Below are 23,770 nucleotides of genomic sequence, written 5' to 3'. Positions count from 1 at the left end.
GGCTTTTTTTATAATATATCTTAACCGAGATATATTGGTATTAAGGTTGTAAAAATTATTTAATTAAAACCTTTTTAGAAACTTCTCCATTTTCGGTATTCATTTTAATAATGTATGTTCCTGCTTGTAATTGTGTGGTCTTGTATTCTAGGTTAGTATTGTTTTCTTTAGTTTTAAAGTTATAAATTTCTTGGCCAACAAGGTTGTAAAGTTCTACAGATTTTATAGTTTTTAAGTTAGGGTTGTGTACTACAATACTCTTATTCTCATTGTTGTAGTGTACACTAAAAACTGTATTTTCTGTAAGCTCTGTTCCTAAAGTTTTTTGTTGTGCAAAGGTAATTTCAAAACGATCGGAATATGTACCTTGATTTAAATAAACTTCGTAATTGCTTTCTTTTAAATTATGATATACATCTAGTTGTTTATCATGTATATAAATATTTTTATCAGAAGAAATATTAATTAATTCGTCAATTTTTATAGTCGATGTTCCGTTTTTACTCGTTTTTATTCCTAATGGTAAAATTTGTTCATCATTTATATTGTTTACTGCCTGAATAATAAGTTTAGCATCATTTAAAAGCCAATACATATCTTCATTATTATTTTCTATTAAAGAAGCTTCGTAACCAACATCATATCCTTTTGATGCCTTACTGTCTACACCAACTAATAATTCTCTGTGATATCCGTTGGGAGAATCTAACATTAACCTTATTTTTTGTCTGTTGTCAACATCTTTAGCCTCTGTTGTTGCTTTTCGTTTTGAGTTCGATTTTAAGAAAAGAGATCCTGTATTTGTACCTGTAACAATTTCTTTTTGAAAAGCACGCTGAGTATTTTTAAATACGACATCTCCACCTACAATAGGATTAGAAAAACTAGGGTTGTTCGTTGTTAAATTAGTGTCTTGAATAGCCGATACAAAGAAGCCTTGACCTACAGGAATGTACCTTTCAGGAACTTTTGTACCTACAGCATTCGATGCATTAATTCTTGTATCGTTAGATATTGCTCTAGCTCCTCCCATTAGTGTGTATGTTGCATACCCGCCTTCGTAAGCTCCTAAACTATGAGTATTATTTGCAAAATGATCCCAGAAATATAAAGCACCATTTATAATATTACCATTAGTATTTCTTCCGTCTACTTCTAAATTACTAATGTTATCTTTAATAAATTCATCAGCATCCATTGCAGAAGGGTAAGGGTTGCCAATTAAATATTCGTTTCCAGCATTTACTTCTAATGTAAAATCACCATTATTTGGTTGCCCTTGAAACACATAATTTTGATTAGCTGTAGGTGTTCCTGGTCCTTTCATGGTAAAACCTTCTCCAATTTTTAAAGATCCAGTACTTCTTACATGTTGCCATTCAGAATATTGGTTACCTGTTCTATTTGTGTATTTCCAAATCCAATAATCTGCTAAACTAACAGGAGATGCTGTACCATTATATCCTGAAGAACTAAAACTAACATTAGAGAAAACATCTGGTAACGTATAGTCTGAGTTACTATTTGGAGCAACAGGCGAACACCAATAGTTATATAAGTAAGTGTTAGATGTGCCTTGTTGATCTCTTTCTAAAGTACCAGTACTACTAGAATCGAAATCACTTCTATCGGTTTGTATAAGTTGAGATTCTCCTTCTAAATCTATTACACCGTCAAGTTTTAAATAATGTGTAACAGTAAGACCAATACCAGTGTTGGCAGAGGTACTTCCATTTACTTGAAGGGTTCCGCTGTTAATTATTAATCCTTGAACCCATGCTTCTCTAGATCTTACATCGGTTGCATTGGCCCCTAAATACACATCGTGATTAACTTCAATAATATTCCAATCTATTGGAGATCCATCTACTATCGATAAGGCGTTAGGCAATGTTTGTACTGTATGGTTTTCCCAAGTAGCATCTGCATCCCAAGATCCATTAGCTTGACTAACGTAAGGAAGCGGAGCTGTTTGCCTATCTACTGTATTAAGGTTTCTTAATGCACCTTGGTTATTGTTTCCAGACATATCATCTGTATTAGTATATGTATAAACAGACATTGGGTAATATCCTGCTAAATTAGACCAAGGAATTGGGCTTATTTCGTTTTTTGTTATGGTTGTAGGTATAACATCTCCAGCTTCAAGAGCTAAAGAAACGTCGTTAGAAATTTCTTGATTCATAATATATCGCAGCTGGTTTACTGTAAGTGCAGTCTCCCATATTCTTACCTCGTCAATATTTCCTGCAAAATACGATGTTGTATTAGGATCGAAACCATCGGCTGCAGCAATTAAGAATTTTTGAGTGGTAGGAGTGGGAGCAGGTAATGATGAAGCAGATGTATCTGCAACACCATCAATATATAATGTTGCGTTTCCGTTATCATAAATTACAGCTACTTGATGCCATTCTTCTTCTGGAATTGCCACAGACGATATTAATTCTGGAACACCTCCATTTATATTAAATTCTAACCTACCAAGAAGGTTTATTTTAAAATCGTAACCTTCTGTATTAGTAAAGTTTCTTTTAGAAAGTATAGAAGCGTTTGTAGTACCTAAATCTCTTTTTATCCAGGCAGATAAAGTAAACTCAGTAGGGTTTAAGTCTAAATTATCATCTACATCAATATAATCAGCAGTACCATCAAAATAAACAGAGCGTTCTACTATAACCTGCGGTGCATATCCAAATGTTATATATTTAGTTGCATTAAAATCATATTCTGCTTCTAAATTTCCATTACCGTCTGGTGTTAATATTCTATAATCTGCAGTAGGATCAAAAACCCCATTATCAGATATAAACATGTAGTAATTACCAGGAGGTGTAATGTTTCTAATGGCATTTTGTGGTATTCTTACTTTACAAGACGGAATATCACCTCCATTTTCTACAACTTTCCAAACACGCTGCATTGCTATAAAAGATACCGGAGTACTTAATGCAGGAGAAATACCAGAACTCATATCTACGCTTATTGCAGTGGCAGCAAGGTTTATATCGGCTCCATTGTTTCCCCAAGTTAAATATTCTCTATTGTTAAAAGTGGTTGTGTTTGTTGAAATGTTGTCGTTGTTAGTATCGTAAATATCTGACAAACCTATTGATAAAAAACCACTAGTTAATGTTGGGCCATAAGCATCTGTACCATCTGAAGCTACATTTTGACTTTTTGATTGTTTTTGGTTTAAAATTGATGCATCATCTCTACCAATACCAGCAATGTCGTAATTATATCCTGAATTTGCACTTGTATCCCAGATAACAGTTCCTTGAGAATCAATATAATCTACATCGTTAACTCTATAATCTGTTAGTGCAGTTCCTGGCGCTTGTAGAGTAATGCCATATTTAACACCTAAATAACTTTGTATTTTTTGTTGATTTAAGGCAGAATTAGGAGATGAATACGAAATAACTTCGCCTAACATACCATTTAATTGTGATGATGTTCTACCAGCCAATCCGCTTCGACCAGTACCTAATAAAAAAGATAAATTGTTAAACTCGTAATAATTTAAAGGAGTACCAGTTCCAGAGGTTCCTGTTGTTCCTGTGGTGTTATCAACTTTTTTACCGTTTTTATATATTTCTTTTTGAGTTCGAGCAGTGTTAGCTTTAACATTGATAATCATAACATGATCGATACTAGCGCTCGAAGATGTATAAGCTCTACCATAAGAGTCTACACCTGGAGTAGTACCAGAGTTTGAGTAAGCTCCCATATTATGAGCTATTACCTCGTTTACATATCGTCCTGTTGCACTACCAAAAGATAAACCAGTTGGGTCTTCGTGGTAGTTAGCATCGTCTGATCGAGCACCAATAGGAAATTGTCTCCCTGGAGAAAATGTTCCTGTTTGTGTATCTACAACATCGTCGCTTTTTACTACTATAAAGTAATCTTGAGAAAAGAAACCTCCTTTTCCATTCATGTAATCTGTACCTGTATTATCAAAATCTGCCACAGGATTAAAGTTTATATTTCTAGACGCATTATCTCTATATGTTGGTGCTAAAGCAGATGCAGCAGAAGCATCTTCTTTATCTAGAGCATCATCGTATGCTTGATCTTCCCAATGTGTAAGTGGTGCGCCATCTGTAACAGCAACACCTTCGTTAGCTTTTAGCCAAAGTCTTAAATTGGGTGTAATGTTTGCAGGAGCTACCAAAGCGTCGTTTAAAGATGTTATAGGGTCTGCTTCAATTCTAAAATTATCGAAAGCTACACCTACATCTGTATTAGAGCCATTTGTTGCAAACTCTATTCTAAATCTTACATTACTTTGGTTAGAAAATGTAGCATCAGATAAATCTAAACTAGCATTCTGAAAGTGGTTATAAGGCCCAGAAAAAACAGGAGCAGATGGTTTGCTATCATCATTCCATCCATCTGTACCTAATGCATTTACAGTATCTTCATACCAATTGGTTCCAGATCCAGAAGCTCCTAGAGTTGTAAAAGGACCTCCAGCAACAGAATACAAAATACGCATACCATCTTGATTGTTTTCCGTATTATATTCTACATCTAAACTTAACTTTAAGTTTTGTAAGTTGGTGAAATCGTATACCGGACTTTCTACTATTATATTTGTATTATCTAAGTATGTGTTATAGTTATCGTTTCTCCAAAAACTTCCTTCAGCCAATTCATTAACAGCCGATGCAGGATAACTATCTGTCCATACCCAAGAATCGTTTGTAGAGGTTATTCCTGTCCAACCCCCATTATTTGAATCGAATGTTTCAAAAACAGCTGTGTATTGTGGCGGACCAGTTGTACCAGAGCCCTGTATGTTAAAATTAAAAGGATTTTCGTTGCTATCATTATTTTCTATACTAACCGATGCTGTTCTTATGCCTCCAGCACTAGGGTTAAAGGTTATTTCGAATGTTGTACTATTTCCAGCCGAAATAGTTGCTGCTGGTACTAAAGTAACAGTAAAGTCTGATGCATGAGTGCCAGTAATATTAATAAGAGGAGATCCTGTTAAATCTAAATCGCTAAGTGTTCCTAAGTTTTCTATTGTAAACGTATGAGATGTGCTACCACTTGATACAAGCATGCTACCAAAATCTGTGTCATCTGCTGCAGAAGGACTCGTATCTCCATCGGTAATAGATGTAGCGTTTCCTATAACTTCAATTTCTTGAAAAGTAGAAGCCCCATTACCTTGAATATTAAAATTATATGGATCTTCGTCAGGATCGTTACTTTCAATACTTACAGATGCGGTTCGTAAACCTGTTGCACTAGGGTTAAAGGTTATTGTAAATGTTGTACTTCCAGAGCTCGCTATAGTTGAAGATGGAGTAGAAGTAACACTAAAATCTCCTGCATGAGCTCCTGTAATGTTAATTAATGGACTACCTGTTAAATTTAAGGCAGCAGCTCCGGTGTTTTGAATAGTAAATGTATTTGCGTTAGTAGAAAAAGTTACGTTTACGTTTCCAAAATCAGTATCATCTAACGTGTCAGGAGTAGTGTCTCCATCAATTATAGTGTTGCCATTACCTACAATGTTAATTTCTGGCATAGTAACACCGTCTATTAAAGAAATTTCATCTACCGAAATATCTCCAGTATAATTTGTCCCTCGTATACCTCTTAGTCTTAACTTTATTGTTTGTCCTATGTAAGCCGATAGGTTTACAGTTGTAGTTGACCAAGCAGCTCCATTCGAGGTTTGTACTTGTCCAGACTGTGTCCAGATGTTAGTCGGATAAGTTGTTCCTCCGTCAGTACTAACATCAAGATTAAGACTACCAGTAGTACTTCCATACATATGATAACTAAATGTAAATTCTGGATTAGATAGCCCTGTTAAATTAAAACAAGGACTTTCGAGATTGGCAACATGTCCATTTACTCTAGGGCTTGATGTTTCTATATAAATATAATATGTACCTCCTGCAGCAGAATTTGGTCCAGTAAAATTTGAAAATGTACCACCACTATTTACAGACCAATTAAAGTTATCTGTTGTACTTTGAGTCCAAGCGCCAACAGAATTAGATTCAAAGTTCTCTGTATAAGGAAATGTATTAACTATTGGTCCGCATGGGTCTGTACCATTTCCTTCTATACTAAAAGTATATGGGTTTTCGTCACTATCGTTATTAGCAATAGAAACTGTTGCTGTTCTTAAACCTGTAGCGCTAGGGTTAAAAGTAATAGTAAAATTTGAACTACCACCAGTGTTTATGTTTGAAGAAGGATTAGCAGTTAAAGTAAAATCTGAAGCATGAGTTCCAGTTATAGTTACATATGGAGAGGCTCCTGTTAAATTTAAAGTTGCTGTACCTGTATTTTGAATTGTAAAGGTATTAGCGTTGGTACCTGAAGTTGTATCTACATCTCCAAAATCTGTATTGTTAGTTAAGCTAGGTGTAGTATCTCCATTTGTAATATTATTACCATTGCCAACTATATTTATTTCTGGAGCTATTGCGCTTGTGGTTAAGCCACTTAAATCAACAATTTGAATTTGATGATTCATAGTATTTCCACTTCTATGAGACCAATGTGCTGCTTGCGTTGTAGAGTTTAAATAGTAATTTCTCCAGCCTCTACCATAAGCAGTTCCTCCTCCACTAGATGTAGAGGAACCAATTATTAAAGCTTCATTAATACTTGTTAAACCTGCACTAGTAATATTTAGGGTGGTTTGATTTGCTGTATTACTTGTGTTTTGGTATCGAGTTACATTTAGCCCTGTGTTAACAAGCACATGTGCAAAGTGTCTATTTGTTCCTGAAGAGTCATGCTGACTATTAAAAGTCCAATCTACTCTCTGATTATTAGAACCAGGATCCATTACTGGCCAATTGTCAGCAATAGCATCATTAGTTCCGCTTGCGTTAGTATCTCCAATATGTTGACTAAAAATTGCAGCATTATTCCATGAACTTACGCTTGTTGCAGTTCCTGAAGCATCAGAGCCATTACGCAAGGTTATAGTACCTGCGTCTGCACTAACATTTCCAGAATCTCCATGAAGTACTGTCCAATTACTTCCTGTAAATTCTACTAGAGTTATATAAACAGTAACATTATTTCCGTTAGAACCTTTTAAAACTCTCAACGTCGAAGCATTTTGTAAGTAAGCAATAGCTGTTCCAGAGTCTGCATCATCATTTGTTGTATTATTCATTATACCCGTAATAAATGGTATACAACGATTAGCGTTAGTCACTCCCGTTACAACTTGTACTGTGTTATTAATTGCTCCATTTAAGTTTACAGTATATCTTCCTCTTACAATCATCTCATTATCTCCAGAAGGAGGTCCAATATATTCCCAAATAGAAGAATTGAATCTAGCATTTGAATTTGACGATGCAGACTCCCTATAATAGCTTAAAGTTCCTGTGGCTGTTAATCTCCGTGCTCCAGCAAGATCATCTCCATCTAAATTATCAGAACTCCCGTTAAAACCTGCATTAGTTTTACGGTTGTTATTTGCCAAAGCAAATGCATTATTAATAGACGATACAGCTGTAAAGCTTGTATTTGTTCCTCCAGAACGAGGAATATCATCTTGAATATGCTGTACATTAAAATCTGGAGTTTGTGAAAATATACTTAAAGTTGATAGAATGCATATCAAAAGTATACACCAAGAGAGAGCAGTAAAATTTTTCATGAGAGGTAACTTTGAGATTGAGAGCTTAACTATTAATTAGACTTGAGATTTATAGTTTCAAAATTAGCTTCTTATTCCTTGAAATGCAAATTTAATCGATGAAATGCATTTTTGTATATTAAGATATTGATTTACAGCTTTTTATTTTGTCTTGATATATTGTTTTTAATCGATTTGAATTGTTGTTTCTGTAGGTATTATCTCTGTTTTGGTTTTAAAGACGATTAGTTTATGTTGTAGTATAAAGAAAATAAGGCTAAGTAATTAATTACTTAGCCTTATTATTAAATACGCTTTTTTTTTTTTAGTATTTGATTATTTTTTTAATAGTTATAGAATTAATTTTTTGGTCGACTATTTTAATTAAGTACGGTGCTTGTTCTAAATTATCTAACCCATGCACATCTATGGTATTGTTTATAGATGAGTATATTTTGCTAAAAACTAATCTTCCATTTAGATCAAATATTTGAACGTTAAATGAATGGTTATTAAAGTTTGATGGTACCTTAATAGTTACATTATTATTAAAAGGGTTAGGAGCAATGCTTAACGTGTTAAGTTTTGGTGCTTCAATTTGTAATGTTGTTTCGTCAGATCCGTTACAGTCTTGATCGATACCATCATTAGCTACTTCTGGAGCTCCAGGGTAAATGGTGTTGTCTGTATCATCACAATCTGTATTGTTATAGACGTATCCTGTTGGAATCGAGCAAGCCATTATTGAATTATTAAGATCCCCAAATCCATCTTTATCAGAATCCATATAGTAAGTAATTCCTGAACCGTTATTGGTTATATCCCAAGAACATGTTGTATCATTAAAAGTTGCTGTTTCATAGCATTCAGTAGCAGGTTCCTCAGGTTGAGATCCATTGTTTACCCAAGTACACGATGTGGTGTTAAACTGGTAATCGTCCCAACAGTTTGTTGCAGTTGGCTCCTCAGGTTGCGATCCATTGTTTTCCCAAGCACAAGATGTGGTGTTAAACTGGTAATCGTCCCAACAGTTTGTTGCAGTTGGTTCCGCAGGTTGCGATCCATTGTTTTCCCAAGTACAAGATGCGGTATTAAACTGGTAATCATCCCAACAGTTTGTTGCAGTTGGCTCCGCAGGTTGCGATCCATTGTTTTCCCAAGTACAAGATGTGGTGTTAAACTGGTAATCGTCCCAACAGTTTGTTGCAGTTGGTTCCGCAGGTTGCGATCCATTGTTTTGCCAAGTACAAGATGCGGTATTAAACTGGTAATCGTCCCAACAGTTTGTTGCAGTTGGCTCCTCAGGTTGCGATCCATTGTTTTCCCAAGCACAAGATGTGGTGTTAAACTGGTAATCGTCCCAACAGTTTGTTGCAGTTGGCTCCTCAGGTTGCGATCCATTGTTTTCCCAAGCACAAGATGTGGTGTTAAACTGGTAATCGTCCCAACAGTTTGTTGCAGTTGGCTCAGCAGGTTGCGATCCATTGTTTTCCCAAGCACAAGATGTGGTGTTAAACTGGTAATCGTCCCAACAGTTTGTTGCAGTTGGCTCCTCAGGTTGCGATCCATTGTTTTCCCAAGTACAAGATGTGGTGTTAAACTGGTAATCGTCCCAACAGTTTGTTGCAGTTGGCTCCGCAGGTTGCGATCCATTATTTTCCCAAGCACAAGATGTGGTGTTAAACTGGTAATCGTCCCAACAATTTGTTGCAGTAGGCTCCTCAGGTTGCGATCCATTGTTTGCCCAAGCACAAGATGTGGTGTTAAACTGGTAATCGTCCCAACAGTTTGTTGCAGTTGGCTCCTCAGGTTGCGATCCATTGTTTTCCCAAGTACACGATGTGGTGTTAAACTGGTAATCGTCCCAACAGTTTGTTGCAGTTGGCTCCTCAGGTTGCGATCCATTGTTTACCCAAGCACAAGATGTGGTGTTAAACTGGTAATCGTCCCAACAGTTTGTTGCAGTTGGCTCCTCAGGTTGCGATCCATTGTTTACCCAAGCACAAGATGTGGTGTTAAACTGGTAATCGTCCCAGCAGTTTGTTGCGGTTGGCTCCTCAGGTTGCGATCCATTGTTTACCCAAGCACAAGATGTGGTGTTAAACTGATAATCGTCCCAACAGTTTGTTGCAGTTGGCTCCTCAGGTTGCGATCCATTGTTTACCCAAGCACACGATGTGGTGTTAAACTGGTAATCGTCCCAACAGTTTGTTGCAGTAGGCTCCTCAGGTTGCGATCCATTGTTTACCCAAGCACAAGATGTGGTATTAAACTGGTAATCGTCCCAACAGTTTGTTGCAGTTGGCTCCTCAGGTTGCGATCCATTGTTTACCCAAGCACAAGATGTGGTGTTAAACTGGTAATCGTCCCAACAGTTTGTTGCAGTTGGTTCCTCAGGTTGCGATCCATTGTTTACCCAAGCACAAGATGTGGTGTTAAACTGGTAATCGTCCCAACAGTTTGTTGCAGTTGGTTCCGCAGGTTGCGATCCATTGTTTACCCAAGCACAAGATGTGGTGTTAAACTGGTAATCGTCCCAACAATTTGTTGCAGTTGGCTCCTCAGGTTGCGATCCATTGTTTACCCAAGTACACGATGTGGTGTTAAACTGGTAATCGTCCCAACAGTTTGTTGCAGTTGGCTCCTCAGGTTGCGATCCATTGTTTACCCAAGCACAAGATGTGGTGTTAAACTGATAATCGTCCCAACAGTTTGTTGCGGTTGGCTCCTCAGGTTGCGATCCATTGTTTACCCAAGCACAAGATGTGGTGTTAAACTGATAATCGTCCCAACAGTTTGTTGCAGTTGGCTCTTCAGGTTGCGATCCATTGTTTACCCAAGCACAAGATGTGGTGTTAAACTGATAATCGTCCCAACAGTTTGTTGCAGTTGGTTCCGCAGGTTGCGATCCATTGTTTACCCAAGTACACGATGTGGTGTTGTATTGGTAATTGTCCCAACAGTTTGTTGAAGCAGGAGCGTCTTGTCTAGTTACCGTAACAGTAGCCACGCAACTATCCGTATTATTAGAATCATTAGGATCTGTAGCGGTTAATGTTATATTATTAGTGCCTATATCTGCACAAGTAAAATTAGAAATATCTATTGATAAGTCTCCTACACTACTGCCTTCATCTATATCATTAGCAATAATACTTGCATTTCCTGTTTCATCTAAAGTAACATTTATGTTTTTACAAGATGCGATAGGAGTGAAGCTAGAGACTGTATTAGCTGTTAAAACAATATTATCGATTGAAATATCACTTGTATAATTTGATCCTGTAAGTCCGTAAAAACGTAGTCTTATTACAGATCCATCATAAGCCGAAAGGTCAACAGGTTGAGTTATCCAAGAGTCTGCATTTGCATTTTGGTCAGGATGATTGCCAGTTCTACTAAATAAAGGTGTGTATGTATTACCATTATCGGTACTTACTTCTAGCGATAGGCTACCCATATTAGCACCAAACATATGATAATCAAAATTTAATGTAGCATTTTGGTAGCCATTTAAATCAAAGCATGGACTTAATAAATAAGCTTTTTTGTTATTATTTGATCCAGAAGATTCTGTATAAAGGTAGTATGAACCATTTGATGCAGTACTAGGACCTGTGGTATTTGCAGGATTGTTACCTGTATTAGATGGAGTTAATCCTGAAAATCGAGTCCAATCGATTTCGTTTATATTTGCTTGATTCCAATCTCCTAAATTACTTTCAAAGCTTTCAGAGTAAGGAAATGTGTCTATTATAGTATTACAATTAAGAGTATTAAATATAGTTAAGACAGAATAAGCACTATTGGTAGACGAATTACAAACTGTTCTTACTTGTACTTCATATTCAGTGCCTGCAATAAGATTAGGAATGTTGTAAAAATTTAAAGCTCTATCATTAACATTTATCCATGTGCTAGAACTGGTTGCTCTGTATCTTAAGTCAAAATCAGACCCTTCAATATCATCCCAATTAATTGTTGCGCTTGATGCACTAATATCATCAGCGGTTACATTTGTAGGTGTGCTACATGAAGCTGTCGTAAAGTTTATTACAGTAGAGTAGGCAGATGAAGAAGAGTTACAATCTGTTCTTACTTGTAAATCATATGTTGTATTAGGAGCAAGGTTTGATACGTTTAACGCATTAGTATTTATATTAGATATATTGCTCCATCCTCCTGATGGACTTACTCTGTATCTTAAATCGTAAGTTGTATCTCCAGCGCTATCCCAGATTACATTTGCTCCGTTTATAAATATTTCTGAAACACTAACATTATTTGGAGCAACACAACCTAGAGTGGTAAATATAGTTGATGTGCTGTATGAAGAATTTCCGCCTCCAGGACAATTAGTTCTTACTTGTACTTTGTATTCTGTAGCTTCGTTTAGGCCAGAAATATTGTAAACAGGTTGATCTAAAACTAATCCTGTTCCCGCAGTAGAAGTCCATGAATTACTTCCGTTAAGGCTATATCTTACATCGTAAGTTGCGTTTGGAATCTCGTTCCAGTAAATTCTAGCAGTAGATAAACCAACATCGGTTGCGGTTACATTTGTTGGTGCGCTACAAGCTAAAGTTGTAAATGTAATAGTGTCACTGTATTCTGAATTTGAGCTACTACCACACTGGCTTCTTACTTGAAAATCATAAGTTGTTCCAACTGTTAAACCCGAAATTTCTCTTGTGTTTTCGTTTATATTATTAATATTAGTCCAACTGCTACTTCCGTTAATTCTATATCTTAAATCGTAACTATTATTAAAAACTTCGTCCCAATTTAATGTAGCAGCATTTGTTGTTTCTTTTGATGCCAACACATTTGTTGGTTTGCTAGTTACACATCCTGCAGCAATAACTTTAAAATCATCAAAAGTAAAGCCTTCAAAATCTACGTTTTTATAAGAGTCTCTTCTGTTAGAGCTATCTGTACGTAATCTAAACCTTAAAAATACAGTGTTTTGATTGTATAAAAATGAGTTTGTAGACGCATCAATAACAATTTCTTCCATACTCCATCTATCTTGAGTATCGCCATCATAAAGTGCCGAAATTCCATTTTGTCTAGCGTCATCTGTACTAGATTTATTAGCGCTTTCTCCACCACTAGTAGTACTAGAGTAAGAATTGTTTGCGGTAGGAGCACCAGGTTTTGTAAGTCTACCACATAATTCTGTCCAAGAGCTTCCATTAGTAGAGCCTTCAATTACAACAAAATCGTAACTACGCTCTAAATCCCATTTAGCATAAAACTGAACTATGGCAGACTGCATTCCATTTAAATTAAAAGAACCGTCATATTGTAGTGTTCTATTTTGATTTGTAGCATATGGTATTGTTGCGTTCGATCTTATTGCTGATGCATCATTAAAACCATCTGTTACTGCACTCCATGAACCAGAACTTGTCCAGTTGCTAAAGTTTGTAGGGTCTAATGTAGATATAACTGTAGGGTTAAATATTTTGGTAATATTTACTTCGTAAAGAATATTACTTGAAGCATTATCATTAGTTAAAACAACTTTAAATTTAATTTCGTCGTTTGCAGCTATACTTGGATCTAAAGTATAATTGATATCGACTGTTTTTTGAGTTAAAATTTCTTCTGCAGTAAAGTTCTGACTTGCACTTGTAGTGTTTATTGTAATGTTTGGAGTTATAGCGGTTACTGTTACTGTAAAAGCATTTGTACTTGGAGTGGCATCATTACCATTTTGTCCTAAGTTTTCTATGCCAAATTGTAAGCTACCTGTTGTGTTTGTAATGTCTGTTTGACTAAGATCATGAAGTTTGGCATATTTACCACTAAAATAAGCAGCTAGTAAATTCATGCGCATAGCACGCTTAGCTATTGGCAAATAGTTAATAGGGTTTGGCCAAAAGCCACTATAAGAACCTCCTGGTCCGCCAGCTCCTTCAGAAAATAGTCCGTTTTCTGGAGTCCAAGATAGGGTGTGTTTTCCAGATCCAATTCCGGTAGGTGTGCCATTAGCACTTACACCAGCAGGACCACCAAGCATCCAATCGTTCATATTACCACTATTTAAACCACTAATAGAAGTACTAGGTCCATGGGCGTAACGGTTATAGAACGTCATATCATGGTTATATTTAGAATATTCGTCTGGTCTTGGGTTTTCTATAGATGTACCTGCGTAGGCATGTAGCATTGCATTTTTATAAGAGTGGTGATTTAATGCCAATTTAAAATCGTGTTCGTAAACAAAATCACGCATTATTTGTGTTTCATTTTCAGAAAAAGGACCACTTCCTGCGTATGTAGCACTACAACCATCTGTTGTTGATGCACCACCATTACCCCAATAATATGCAGAGTTTCTATTTAAGTCTATTCCATTATCATATGTACCACAGCCACCAGTAAAATTTCTGTTTTTTCTTTGACCACCACCTCCATTAGGAGCTACAGTTTGGTTGTAAACAAATCCGTCTGGGTTAAATACAGGAATAAAATATAAAGCATGGTTGTTTACTAAATTTTTAATAGCTGGATCAGAATCGTAGTTTTCTAACAAATACCACATAAAGTAAAGCTGATTCATTACTGTTGCAGCCTCGCGAGAGTGAATTAAAGATTGGTACAAGGTTTCTGGTTCAGCAGGTTCGTCAACTTCCGGATTATCAGAAATACGTACCATCCACATTGTTCTACCTTCTTTAGTTAATTGGTTTGTAGGAGATGCGTTTTTCTTTTTAGAAATTAAATGAGGGTATAATGCTTTCATGTCATCCAACTCTTGTTTAACCATGTCGTAAGTTAAACAACCACCAAAGTGGTTAGTTTCGTTAGGGTAACTGTCTGCGTCGTTTAGGTTCCAGTTGTCTGGAACATCCCAGTCAATTTCATCACATTCGTCATATTGACCAACGTTATTGGTTAGTTCTTTTATTGTTATAGATTTAGACGTCTTGCCTTTACTAGAAGATTTTTTTCTTCTTTTTAAAGCTTTTTCCTTTTTTATTAAAGCAGTTGCTTCTGGTAGGTACTTAATAGCTCTTTCACTATAAAATTTGGTCATGTCTTCTATTAAAACATTGTATTTTATGTTGTGATGTTCAAGCTCATGTAGTTGATGCTCGTTTAATTCTAATGTCATGTCATCTGTAATAGAGACGCCACAAGTCATGTCTACACCTAGATGATGTAGTTCTTCAATTATTTGAGGATTGATGTTGGGAATACTTACTCTTTTTTGTTTTTCTTGGGAGTAAGTTAGTTGTGTCATTACAAAAAATAAAATGACTTTTACGAGAGTAAATTGTTTCATGAGGTTTGAGAGTTAGAGACTTATTTGGAAGCAAATATAAAATAATATTTGAAAAACCATCTATGAAACGCATAAAAAATCGATGAAATACAATTTTATTGTTAAGCTTTAATCTGAAAACATAACAAAAACAACTAGTGATTTTTTTGTAAATTTAGAAATGATGAGCTGATTATGAGCTGTATACTAGTGTTACTGAAAATAAAAAAAGACCTAAAGAGTGAGGTTGAGATTAGGGTGTATTTTTTTAATAAATTAAATAACAAGCATTAAATCATGGCAATATAATTGCTTAGGTTGTCTTTTCTATTTAAGTTAAGTTTTTTTCTAACACGAGATCGCGCCATATGTACACTTTGAAGAGAAATCCCTAAAATATATGACATTTCTTTGCTGTCAAATTTTAATTTAATTAGCGCGCAATGCTTTAAATCATTTGGCGTTAGGGTAGGGTGTAGTTTTAATAATCGGTTATAAAAAGTAGAATTTATTTGTGTAAATCTAAGATTAAAATCTTCCCAAATTTGTTTATTACTTTGTTTGTGTTTTTTAGAAAGACTTTTGTATTTACTTGGTGCATTTTCTTTTATAATATCTAGAAGTTCTTTAAAAGCATTTTCTTTTTCAATAATTAAAAGCGCATTTGCAGTAAGCTCTTTATTCTGAATTTGTAGCATCGATTCATTCTTTGCTTTACTTATTTTCAATTGTTTCATTTTGTTTCTTTGCTTGTAAACTACAGCAACAATTATGGCTAATAAAACAAGAATTACTATTAATAGTTTTAATATAAAACTAACTTTTTCGTTTAACAATATTAGTTTGTTTTGAGCTAGTATTTGCTTTTCTTTTTCAATAATATCTTCTTGATATTTATTTTTAATTTCAAATAATTCTTTATTTAATTTACTTTGAGTGTGGTATAAACTATCAGAAATATTTTTGGATAATAGCGTATATTTAAACGCATTTTTAATGTCATTTTTTTCGATGTATATATTAGACAGGTTCTCTAAAACTATAGGTTTTTCTTCTATATGCACCTTCATTTTATTCATTATTTTTAAAGATGCTTTGTAATAATAAATGGCACTATCTTTTTGATTTATAGCATGTTTTAAATCGGCATTAAAAGAGTAAAGCATGGCTAAAAAGCCTAATTTTCTTTTTTTAAACTCCGGAATTAAATTTTTAAAATAGATTTGAGCCTTGTTGTAAAACCCTTTTTTTGTGTTAATTAAACCGTAGTAGGCATCAATATAAATAAGTCTATTTTTACTGTTTTTATTAAGGTAGCAAGAATCTAAATAACGTTCTGCGTTTTTATAAGATTCCATTTTAACATATTGTACAGCAAGAGAAAAGTACGAGCTAACTAAAGCATTTTTGTCTGTTTTTTTACTAAGTTCTATGCTCTTTTTTAAATGAGAAATAGATAAACTATCTTTGCTATAACTTCCATATAAAAGTCCCAGTTTACGGTGTATTTGAAGTAAAGGAGATTTATCTTTAATTAATTTAGCTTCAGGCATAATATCCCAAAGCATTTCAAAAGATTTGTTGAATTTTCCTTTTCGCTTTTCAATTTCTACAAGACCAATTAGGCATTCTAAATAGGCAGATTTGTTTCCATTATTTCTGTAATAATTGGCTCCATTTGTAAAATGTGCATAAGCTTTATCTTGATTTTTATTAGATAAACTATATCCTTTTTGAATGTACTTATGTGGATTTGCAACAGTAGAATCTTTACTATATATAGTTCTGTTTTGACTATATGTTAGGTTGGTTAAGATTAAAAATAGGATTAAAGTGTTTTTTATTTTTCTGTATATCAATTATTTATGTATGATGTTTGTTTGGATTAGTGAATGGTGTATATGCGTTATAATATAGTTAATATTTTAACTTTTTTAATACGAATATAGTTATAATATAGGTGTTATTTTTAGTTTTTATAAGTCTAAGGCTTAGATTTGGTAAAAGTATTTTATTAAAAAAATGCAAGAAACTAAATTTTATGAAGAAAAAGGGATTTACAATAATAGTCTTATTAATAGTTGTTTTTACAAAATGTAATGCCCAAGTAAAAGACAGTGTATTTTTTACTACTGGCTTTAAAATTGGGGAAGTTACAGATTCTTCTGCAGTAATATGGACAAGACTTTGTAAAGTTTCAAAACCAAACCCTATAACACATCAAAGAAAAAATGCACCATTTAGAGCCCCTCTTAAATTTAAAAACAATACTCCAGTTAGTAAAATGGATGGAGAAGTAGCAGGTGCTTTTGGAGAGGTTAAAGCTATTTTAAAAAGTAATAACAAAGTAATAGAAACAGATTGGGAATTTGTTTCCTCGCTTGACGATTATACATATAAATCTGTTATAAACGGACTAGAATCTAATACAAAATACACCGTCGAAATTCATGGGCGAACGTTTAAAGGTAGAAATAAAAAAGGTGTAGAAAAAGAAGATACACCAATTACGGTTATTAAGGGTGGTTTTTCTACAGCACCTTCAAAAAACGATATTGTTCCTGTATTTTTTACATCATCTACATGCCAATACTTTTGGGATTATGATGATAAAGTTCGTGGGTTTAAAATTTACGATGCCATGCATAAACTTAACCCTTCATTTCATTGTCAAACAGGCGATTTTGTATATTATGATAAACCAGGACCAATGGCATTAAATATAGAACAAGCGCGAATGAAATGGCATGCTATTAACGCTTGGCCAGGTTCTGTAGATTTTTATAATAATGTGCCTTTGTATTTGCAAAAAGACGATCACGATTTATTAAGTAATGATGCTTACCCTGGCATGCAACCGTTTGGAGAGATTACTTATAAAGACGGACTTAAAGTTTGGTACGAGCAAGCTCCTTTAAAAGGAAAGCCCTATAGAACTTTTCGATGGGGAAAAGATTTGCAAGTATGGCTGTTGGAAGGTAGAGAATATCGATCTGCAAATTATTTACCAGACGGAGATACTAAAACCATTTTTGGAAAAGAGCAAAAAGAATGGTTGGCCAAAACTGTAAAAGCATCAAAAGCAACTTTTAAGTTGTTTATATCTGCTACGCCTGTTGTGGGGCCAGATAGGGTGTCAGACAAAAGCGACAACCATGCAAATAGTGCTTTTAAGGTTGAGGGCGATTGGTTAAGACAGTTTTTGGCAGATTATAACATGTTTGTTTTAAATGGTGATCGCCATTGGCAATACGTATCTAAAGACAATAAAACGGGTGTAATGGAATTTTCGCAAGGACCTACAAGTAATGCTCATGCTCAAGGCTGGTCTCAAGAAAATAAAATGCCAGAACATAAGTTTTTACGTGTTTCTGGAGGTTTTTTAGGTGTGAATGTATATCGTAAAAAAAACACAGCTATAATAGAATTTATTCACTTTGATGTTGATGGAAACCCCGTAAATAAAGAGGTTGTAAAAAGAAAACTGTAACTAAAAAAATATAATCAACTAACTAAAAATGAGAAAATTAATAATTTTATCTATATTATGTATTTGTGCTTTTACAAAATTACAAGCTCAAAAAAATAGAAAACCAAATGTATTGGTTATTTATACAGACGATCACCGTTATTCTGGTGTACACGCTCTAGGAGGTCAAGCTGTAAAAACACCGAACCTAGATCAATTAGCAGCAACTGGTATTGCTTTTACAAAAGCTTTTTTACAAGGCTCTTTTTCTGGCGCAACTTGTGTACCTAGTAGAGCTATGTTACTAACAGGTAGAAACTTATTTGAATTAAAAGGAAGAGGTTTTACTATTCCAAACGAGCATACTACTATGGGAGAAGTTTTTATGGATGCTGGTTATCATGCGCATCATGTTGGTAAGTGGCATCAAGATTTCGAATCGCTTTCTAGGTCTTTTAATACAGGAGATAAGGTTTGTGGCAAACCTGCATACTTAACAGACCAGTTTAGAATGCCTTATAGCGATTGGCATGCCGATGGAAAATATCCGATAGAAGATGTGTATTTACTGGAGTACGATAATAGTAATAACATAATTAAAAGAGCCTTTAATAAAAAGACAGACAAACGTGGACCAACCGCAACAGAAAAAGTTGGGCCCCATGTTTCTAAAGTTCTTGCAGATGCAAGTATAAATTTTATTTCTAATTATAAAAAAAAGAAACCTTTCTTTCATTATTTAGCATTTCCTACTCCACACGACCCTCGTCAGGCACCAAATAAATACAAAAACATGTATCCGGAAACAGAAATTGCTTTGTTACCATCTTATATGCCACAGCATCCATTTGATAATGGTCACATTTATTTACGTGATGAATTGTTAGATGTTTGGCCACGTACACGACAGATAGCAAAGAAGCATTTGTCAGATTATTATTCAATTATAACACATTTAGATGCTCAAATTGGACGTGTTATTTCAGCATTAAAAGAAAATGGAATGTATGAAAACACGATAATTATTATGGCTGGAGATAGTGGTTTGGCTGTAGGTAATCATGGTTTAATAGGAAAACAAAATATCTATGATGAAGATGGAATTCACATTCCGTTTATTCTTTCTGGCGGATTAGTAGATAAAGCTAACCACGGAAGACGTGAAGATGCCTTATGCTATAATTACGATATTTTGCCTACAATTTGCGATATGGCTGGTATAAAAATACCAGAATCTTCTTCTGGAAAAAGCTTATTGCCTGTAATTAATAATAAAGTAGAAAACATTAGATATTATACCTATCACGCATACCGTCAACACCAACGTGCTTACAGAAAAGGCGATTACAAACTTATAGAATATGTAAAAGCTCCTGTAGCAAAAGATTATGCTAGAGAAGCACATGTTGCAGGTTCTCGTGTAACACAACTATTTAATATTACAAAAGACCCTTGGGAGACTTTTAATATGGCAGATTTTCCTAAATACGCTGATATTGTTGCACAAATGAGAAAAGAATTGAGGTTAAAATCTAAAGAAGTTGGAGATAAACCTGATGGCGAATCTGTTAAGGTCGATTTTTGGGATTATTACAATTAAATCAATACTAATTTAAACCCCAAAAATTCAGCTACCCTTTTACATTCAAGATTGAGTAAATGAAAAAGACCTTTTTTGGGGGTATTACAGATTATTTATTTGTTAAGTGTTCGTCAAAACTACCATATAAAATAGACTAAGCTATAATAGCTAACAGTATTAGGTTTTAAAGTTTATCCTGTTTAAAAATAAAGTATTAGTATAGTGAGTGTATTAAAATCAATTTAATAAGTATAAAAAAAGAAAAGATCTAAAAAATATTAATTAATTATGAGTAGAAAACTATTAGTTTACTTACTATTTATTGTTTCGACAATTGCAGTAAACGCACAAAAAAAGAAGCAACCAAATGTAATAATTATTCTTGCAGACGATTTAGGTTGGGCAGATGTAGGTTTTAATGGCTCTACAGACATACCAACACCAAATCTTGACAAACTAGCAAATAGCGGTGTAAATTTTTCTGCAGGTTATGCTACACATCCATATTGTGGTCCAAGTAGAGCAGGTTTATTAGCAGGTAGACCTCAACAGCGTTTTGGTTGCGAAAATAATATTGGTAAAAAATTTAAAGGCGAAATTATGGGAATGCCTCTAGGTGAAACCATGATTTCTGAAGTATTGCAAGACAATGGCTATCAAACTTGTGCTATAGGTAAATGGCATTTAGGGCACACAAAAGAATATTGGCCAAATAATAGAGGGTTTAACGATTGGTTTGGTTTCTCTGGTGGTTCTAGAAATTATTGGGGTAAATCTTGGGAAAAAGATTTTACGACTTGGCATCAAATTATGCGAGATGGAAAACCAGAACCTCTTGAAAACCTAAGCTACCTTACAGACGATTTCTCGAATGCTGCAGTAGAATATGTAGATAAATATTCTAAAAACAACAAGCCATTTTTTATGTATTTGGCTTATAATGCGCCACATGCGCCTATACAAGCTACTAAAGCTTATTTAGATAAAGTCGATTATATTGAACAAGGCGAAAGAGCTACCTATGCAGCTATGGTTGCTGGTATGGATACAGGTATAGGTAAACTTGTTGATAAACTAAAGGCTACCGGAGAATATGAAAACACACTTATCTTTTTTTATAGTGACAATGGTGGACATGGAAAAGGCTCTAATCAGTTTCCCTACAGAGGGCAAAAAGGCATGTTGTTTGAAGGCGGAATTAGAGTGCCTTTTTTTATGAGTTGGCCCGCAGGTTTTAAAGGCAACCAGAAATTAGATAAACCTATAATAGCTTACGATATTTTTACAACTGTTTTAGAGGCTGCAAACATTAAATACCATGATGCAAAAAAATTAACAGGTGTAAACTTATTGCCTTTTGTAAAAGAGAATAGACCAAATAAAAATCCTCACGAAAAACTGTTTTGGCGCTATAGTGATGGAAACGGATATGCGGTTCGTATTGGTAATTATAAGCTTGTAAAAGAACTTGTAAGAGACGATTTACTTCTGTTTAACTTAAAAACAGATAAATATGAGCATCATAATTTGGCGTCTCAAATGCCAGAAAAGGTTAAAGAATTACAAGAAGAATATAAGATTTGGAATAAAAATAATGTAGATAATCTTTGGCCAGATACTCATATTCCTAATGTGCTTAAAATGAAAAAGGCAAGAGAAGATGCTGTAAAAAAGGCAGTATCTGGAGAAAACAGATATAAGTAATTCTATTTAATTTAGAATAAGCCAGCAAATAAAGCCATTTAAATATCAACTAAATAAAACCTTATCATGTACATAAAAAAGCCCAATTTGGTGATGTTACTTTTCGTTATAATTACATTAACAGATGTAGCAGTTTGGTCTCAAAATAATAAAATAAGAGATTTATCATCTAACGAGTTTATTCCCGAAGGTTGGGTTAAAGAGTTTTTAAATAGGCAGGTTGAAGGCTTAGGAAGTCATCCTGAAGAAAGCGGTTTCCCTTTTAATACAGGTATGTGGACAGAAAACATGAAGTATACAGATAGAGAATTTGAAGGAGGAAGCGATTGGTGGCCATACGAACAAACTGGGTATTATTTAGATGGTATTTTACGATGTGGACAAATGACTGGCTCAGAAACCTTGAAAAACAAAGTAGAGCAAAACTTAAATAGCATTTTAAAAGGTGTAGATAACGAAGGTATACTTCATGCTGGAGATATTGGGCTTAGTCGAGAGGGTTGGCCAATGGTAGTTATTATTCGCATGCTTATTGAAAAATATGAGATTAGTGGTAATACAAAATTATTATCTGCAATAGATAAGCATTACAAAGCGATATTTAGCAGACCAGAAATTTTTGATTCTGTTAATAAAGGAGGATTCGAAATACGTCCTGTTTTAAATATTGAATTGTTAGGGCACATGTATGGTATAACTAGAGATGATTGGTATGTAGAAACTGCAGAAAAGTTATATGATGCTTTTCAAAAAAAAGCGAACCAAAAAGGAAATAAAAACTACATGATTTCTGTAAAAGGAATGAATGAAGGTGTTGTTCCATCTGGTCATGCAGTGACATATCATGAGTTTTTAAAACTTCCTGCAATACTGTATAAAATTACCGGTAAAGAAAAATATAAAACAGCACTTTATAAAGCTTATAAGTTGTTAGAAGAAACACATGAGTTGGCAGATGGTGGTACTGCAAATCATGAAGGTTTAGCAGGAAAAGGATCTAACGAGAGTGTAGAGGCGTGTAGTCTTATAGATTCTAACTGGACTACAGGTTGGGCTCTTTTAGCAACAGAAGACCCATATTTTGCCGATAAAATGGAAAAAGTACTTTATAATGCTAGTTTTAGTTTAATAACTAAAGATTTTAAGGCATATCAATATTACCAAATGCCTAATTTGCTAATAAGCACAAATAGTTCAAGTTTTTATAACGATCATCAAGGTTGGGGAGCTCAAGCAAAAGGACGTTTATGCTATCGTCCAGGACATGATACCGAGTGTTGTGCAGGCAATATTCATAGAATGCTTCCTACCTTTATTAATAGATCTTGTATTGTTGGCGAAAATAAAGTAAAAGTAGCATTGTACTTGCCAGGAACCATATCTACAAAATTAAAAAAAGGAGCGTTTAGTTTTTCGCAAGAAACTAATTATCCGTTTAATCATTATATAAAAATTACAATTAATGAAGCGCCATCATCAAAAGTAGAGTTGGGTTTAAGAATTCCAAAATGGTCTGATGCTTATACTATTAAATTAAATGGTAAAAGTTATGTGTCAGGAAAAGATAATACGATTTTTAAAAGTATTTCTAGAACATTTAAAAAGGGCGATGTGTTAGAAATAAGATTTAAAACAGAGCCAAAAATTGATGACCGTAATCAAGGAGTTGCTATAAATTATGGTCCGTTAGTTTTCTCTTATCCTATAGAAAGTAGAGTTAGAAAGAGCACCTTCGATTCGGGTAGTAAAAGTAGTCTAGAGTTTCCTGCATACGAGCATTTTCCTAAAGACATTAAAGATTCTGGTTGGGCTATAGCACTTTCAAAAGATATTTTGGCAAATAATATAGAGGTTATACAAACAAATGCATCAGGATATCCGTGGGAATACAACAATGTGCCAATAAAATTGAAAGTAAAAGCAAAACATGTAACAAATTGGACGTTAAATAATTGGACTGAGTCTGCACCTTATCCAGAAAATATAATAACAGGTAAAGATTTAACTATAGAGCTTTATCCTGAAGCAAGTACAATTTTAAGAATAACGGAATTTCCTAAAGGGAATTTTTAACGAAGTCTTTTTAACATTTATAACCATACATAA

Annotated in this window: 7 protein-coding genes; 4 read left to right on the top strand and 3 right to left on the bottom strand. The window is 34.3% G+C overall.

From position 1 onward, the window contains the following. Positions 1 to 55: 55 nt before the first annotated feature. The 3 genes from ABD715_RS11965 to ABD715_RS11955 all read right to left on the bottom strand — a co-directional run bounded on the left by ABD715_RS11965 (position 56) and on the right by ABD715_RS11955 (position 16,768). The gene (locus ABD715_RS11965) at positions 56 to 7,657 is read right to left on the bottom strand and encodes a choice-of-anchor D domain-containing protein (protein WP_344788484.1); all 7,602 of its coding nucleotides are present in this window, start codon (positions 7,655 to 7,657) and stop codon (positions 56 to 58) included. Between the two features lie 304 nt (positions 7,658 to 7,961). Further along, the gene (locus ABD715_RS11960; RefSeq protein ID WP_344788483.1) at positions 7,962 to 14,930 is read right to left on the bottom strand and encodes a M14 family zinc carboxypeptidase; all 6,969 of its coding nucleotides are present in this window, start codon (positions 14,928 to 14,930) and stop codon (positions 7,962 to 7,964) included. Between the two features lie 269 nt (positions 14,931 to 15,199). Continuing rightward, on the bottom strand, positions 15,200 to 16,768 hold the full coding sequence (locus ABD715_RS11955) for a helix-turn-helix transcriptional regulator (protein ID WP_344788482.1): 1,569 nt from the start codon (positions 16,766 to 16,768) through the stop codon (positions 15,200 to 15,202). Positions 16,769 to 16,950: 182 nt separating this feature from the next. On the opposite strand from ABD715_RS11955, the gene ABD715_RS11950 reads away from it, so the two are divergent. The 4 genes from ABD715_RS11950 to ABD715_RS11935 all read left to right on the top strand — a co-directional run bounded on the left by ABD715_RS11950 (position 16,951) and on the right by ABD715_RS11935 (position 23,737). Continuing rightward, a complete protein-coding gene (locus tag ABD715_RS11950) occupies positions 16,951 to 18,399 on the top strand; it encodes an alkaline phosphatase D family protein (protein WP_344788481.1) in 1,449 nt (482 codons plus the stop codon). Between the two features lie 28 nt (positions 18,400 to 18,427). Beyond that, on the top strand, positions 18,428 to 19,978 hold the full coding sequence (locus tag ABD715_RS11945; protein WP_344788480.1) for a sulfatase family protein: 1,551 nt from the start codon (positions 18,428 to 18,430) through the stop codon (positions 19,976 to 19,978). Between the two features lie 270 nt (positions 19,979 to 20,248). Then, positions 20,249 to 21,664: a sulfatase family protein gene (locus ABD715_RS11940; protein ID WP_344788479.1), complete on the top strand. Its 1,416-nt coding sequence runs from the start codon at positions 20,249 to 20,251 to the stop codon at positions 21,662 to 21,664. Between the two features lie 66 nt (positions 21,665 to 21,730). Further along, positions 21,731 to 23,737, top strand: a complete 2,007-nt coding sequence (locus ABD715_RS11935; RefSeq protein ID WP_344788478.1) for a beta-L-arabinofuranosidase domain-containing protein — start codon at positions 21,731 to 21,733, stop codon at positions 23,735 to 23,737. Positions 23,738 to 23,770 lie beyond the last annotated feature (33 nt).

The sequence above is a fragment of the Postechiella marina genome (assembly GCF_039538365.1).
Lineage (GTDB): Bacteria > Bacteroidota > Bacteroidia > Flavobacteriales > Flavobacteriaceae > Postechiella > Postechiella marina.
Note: the sequence above shows the minus strand (reverse complement) of the source record. Positions and strands in the feature narration are given on the sequence as shown.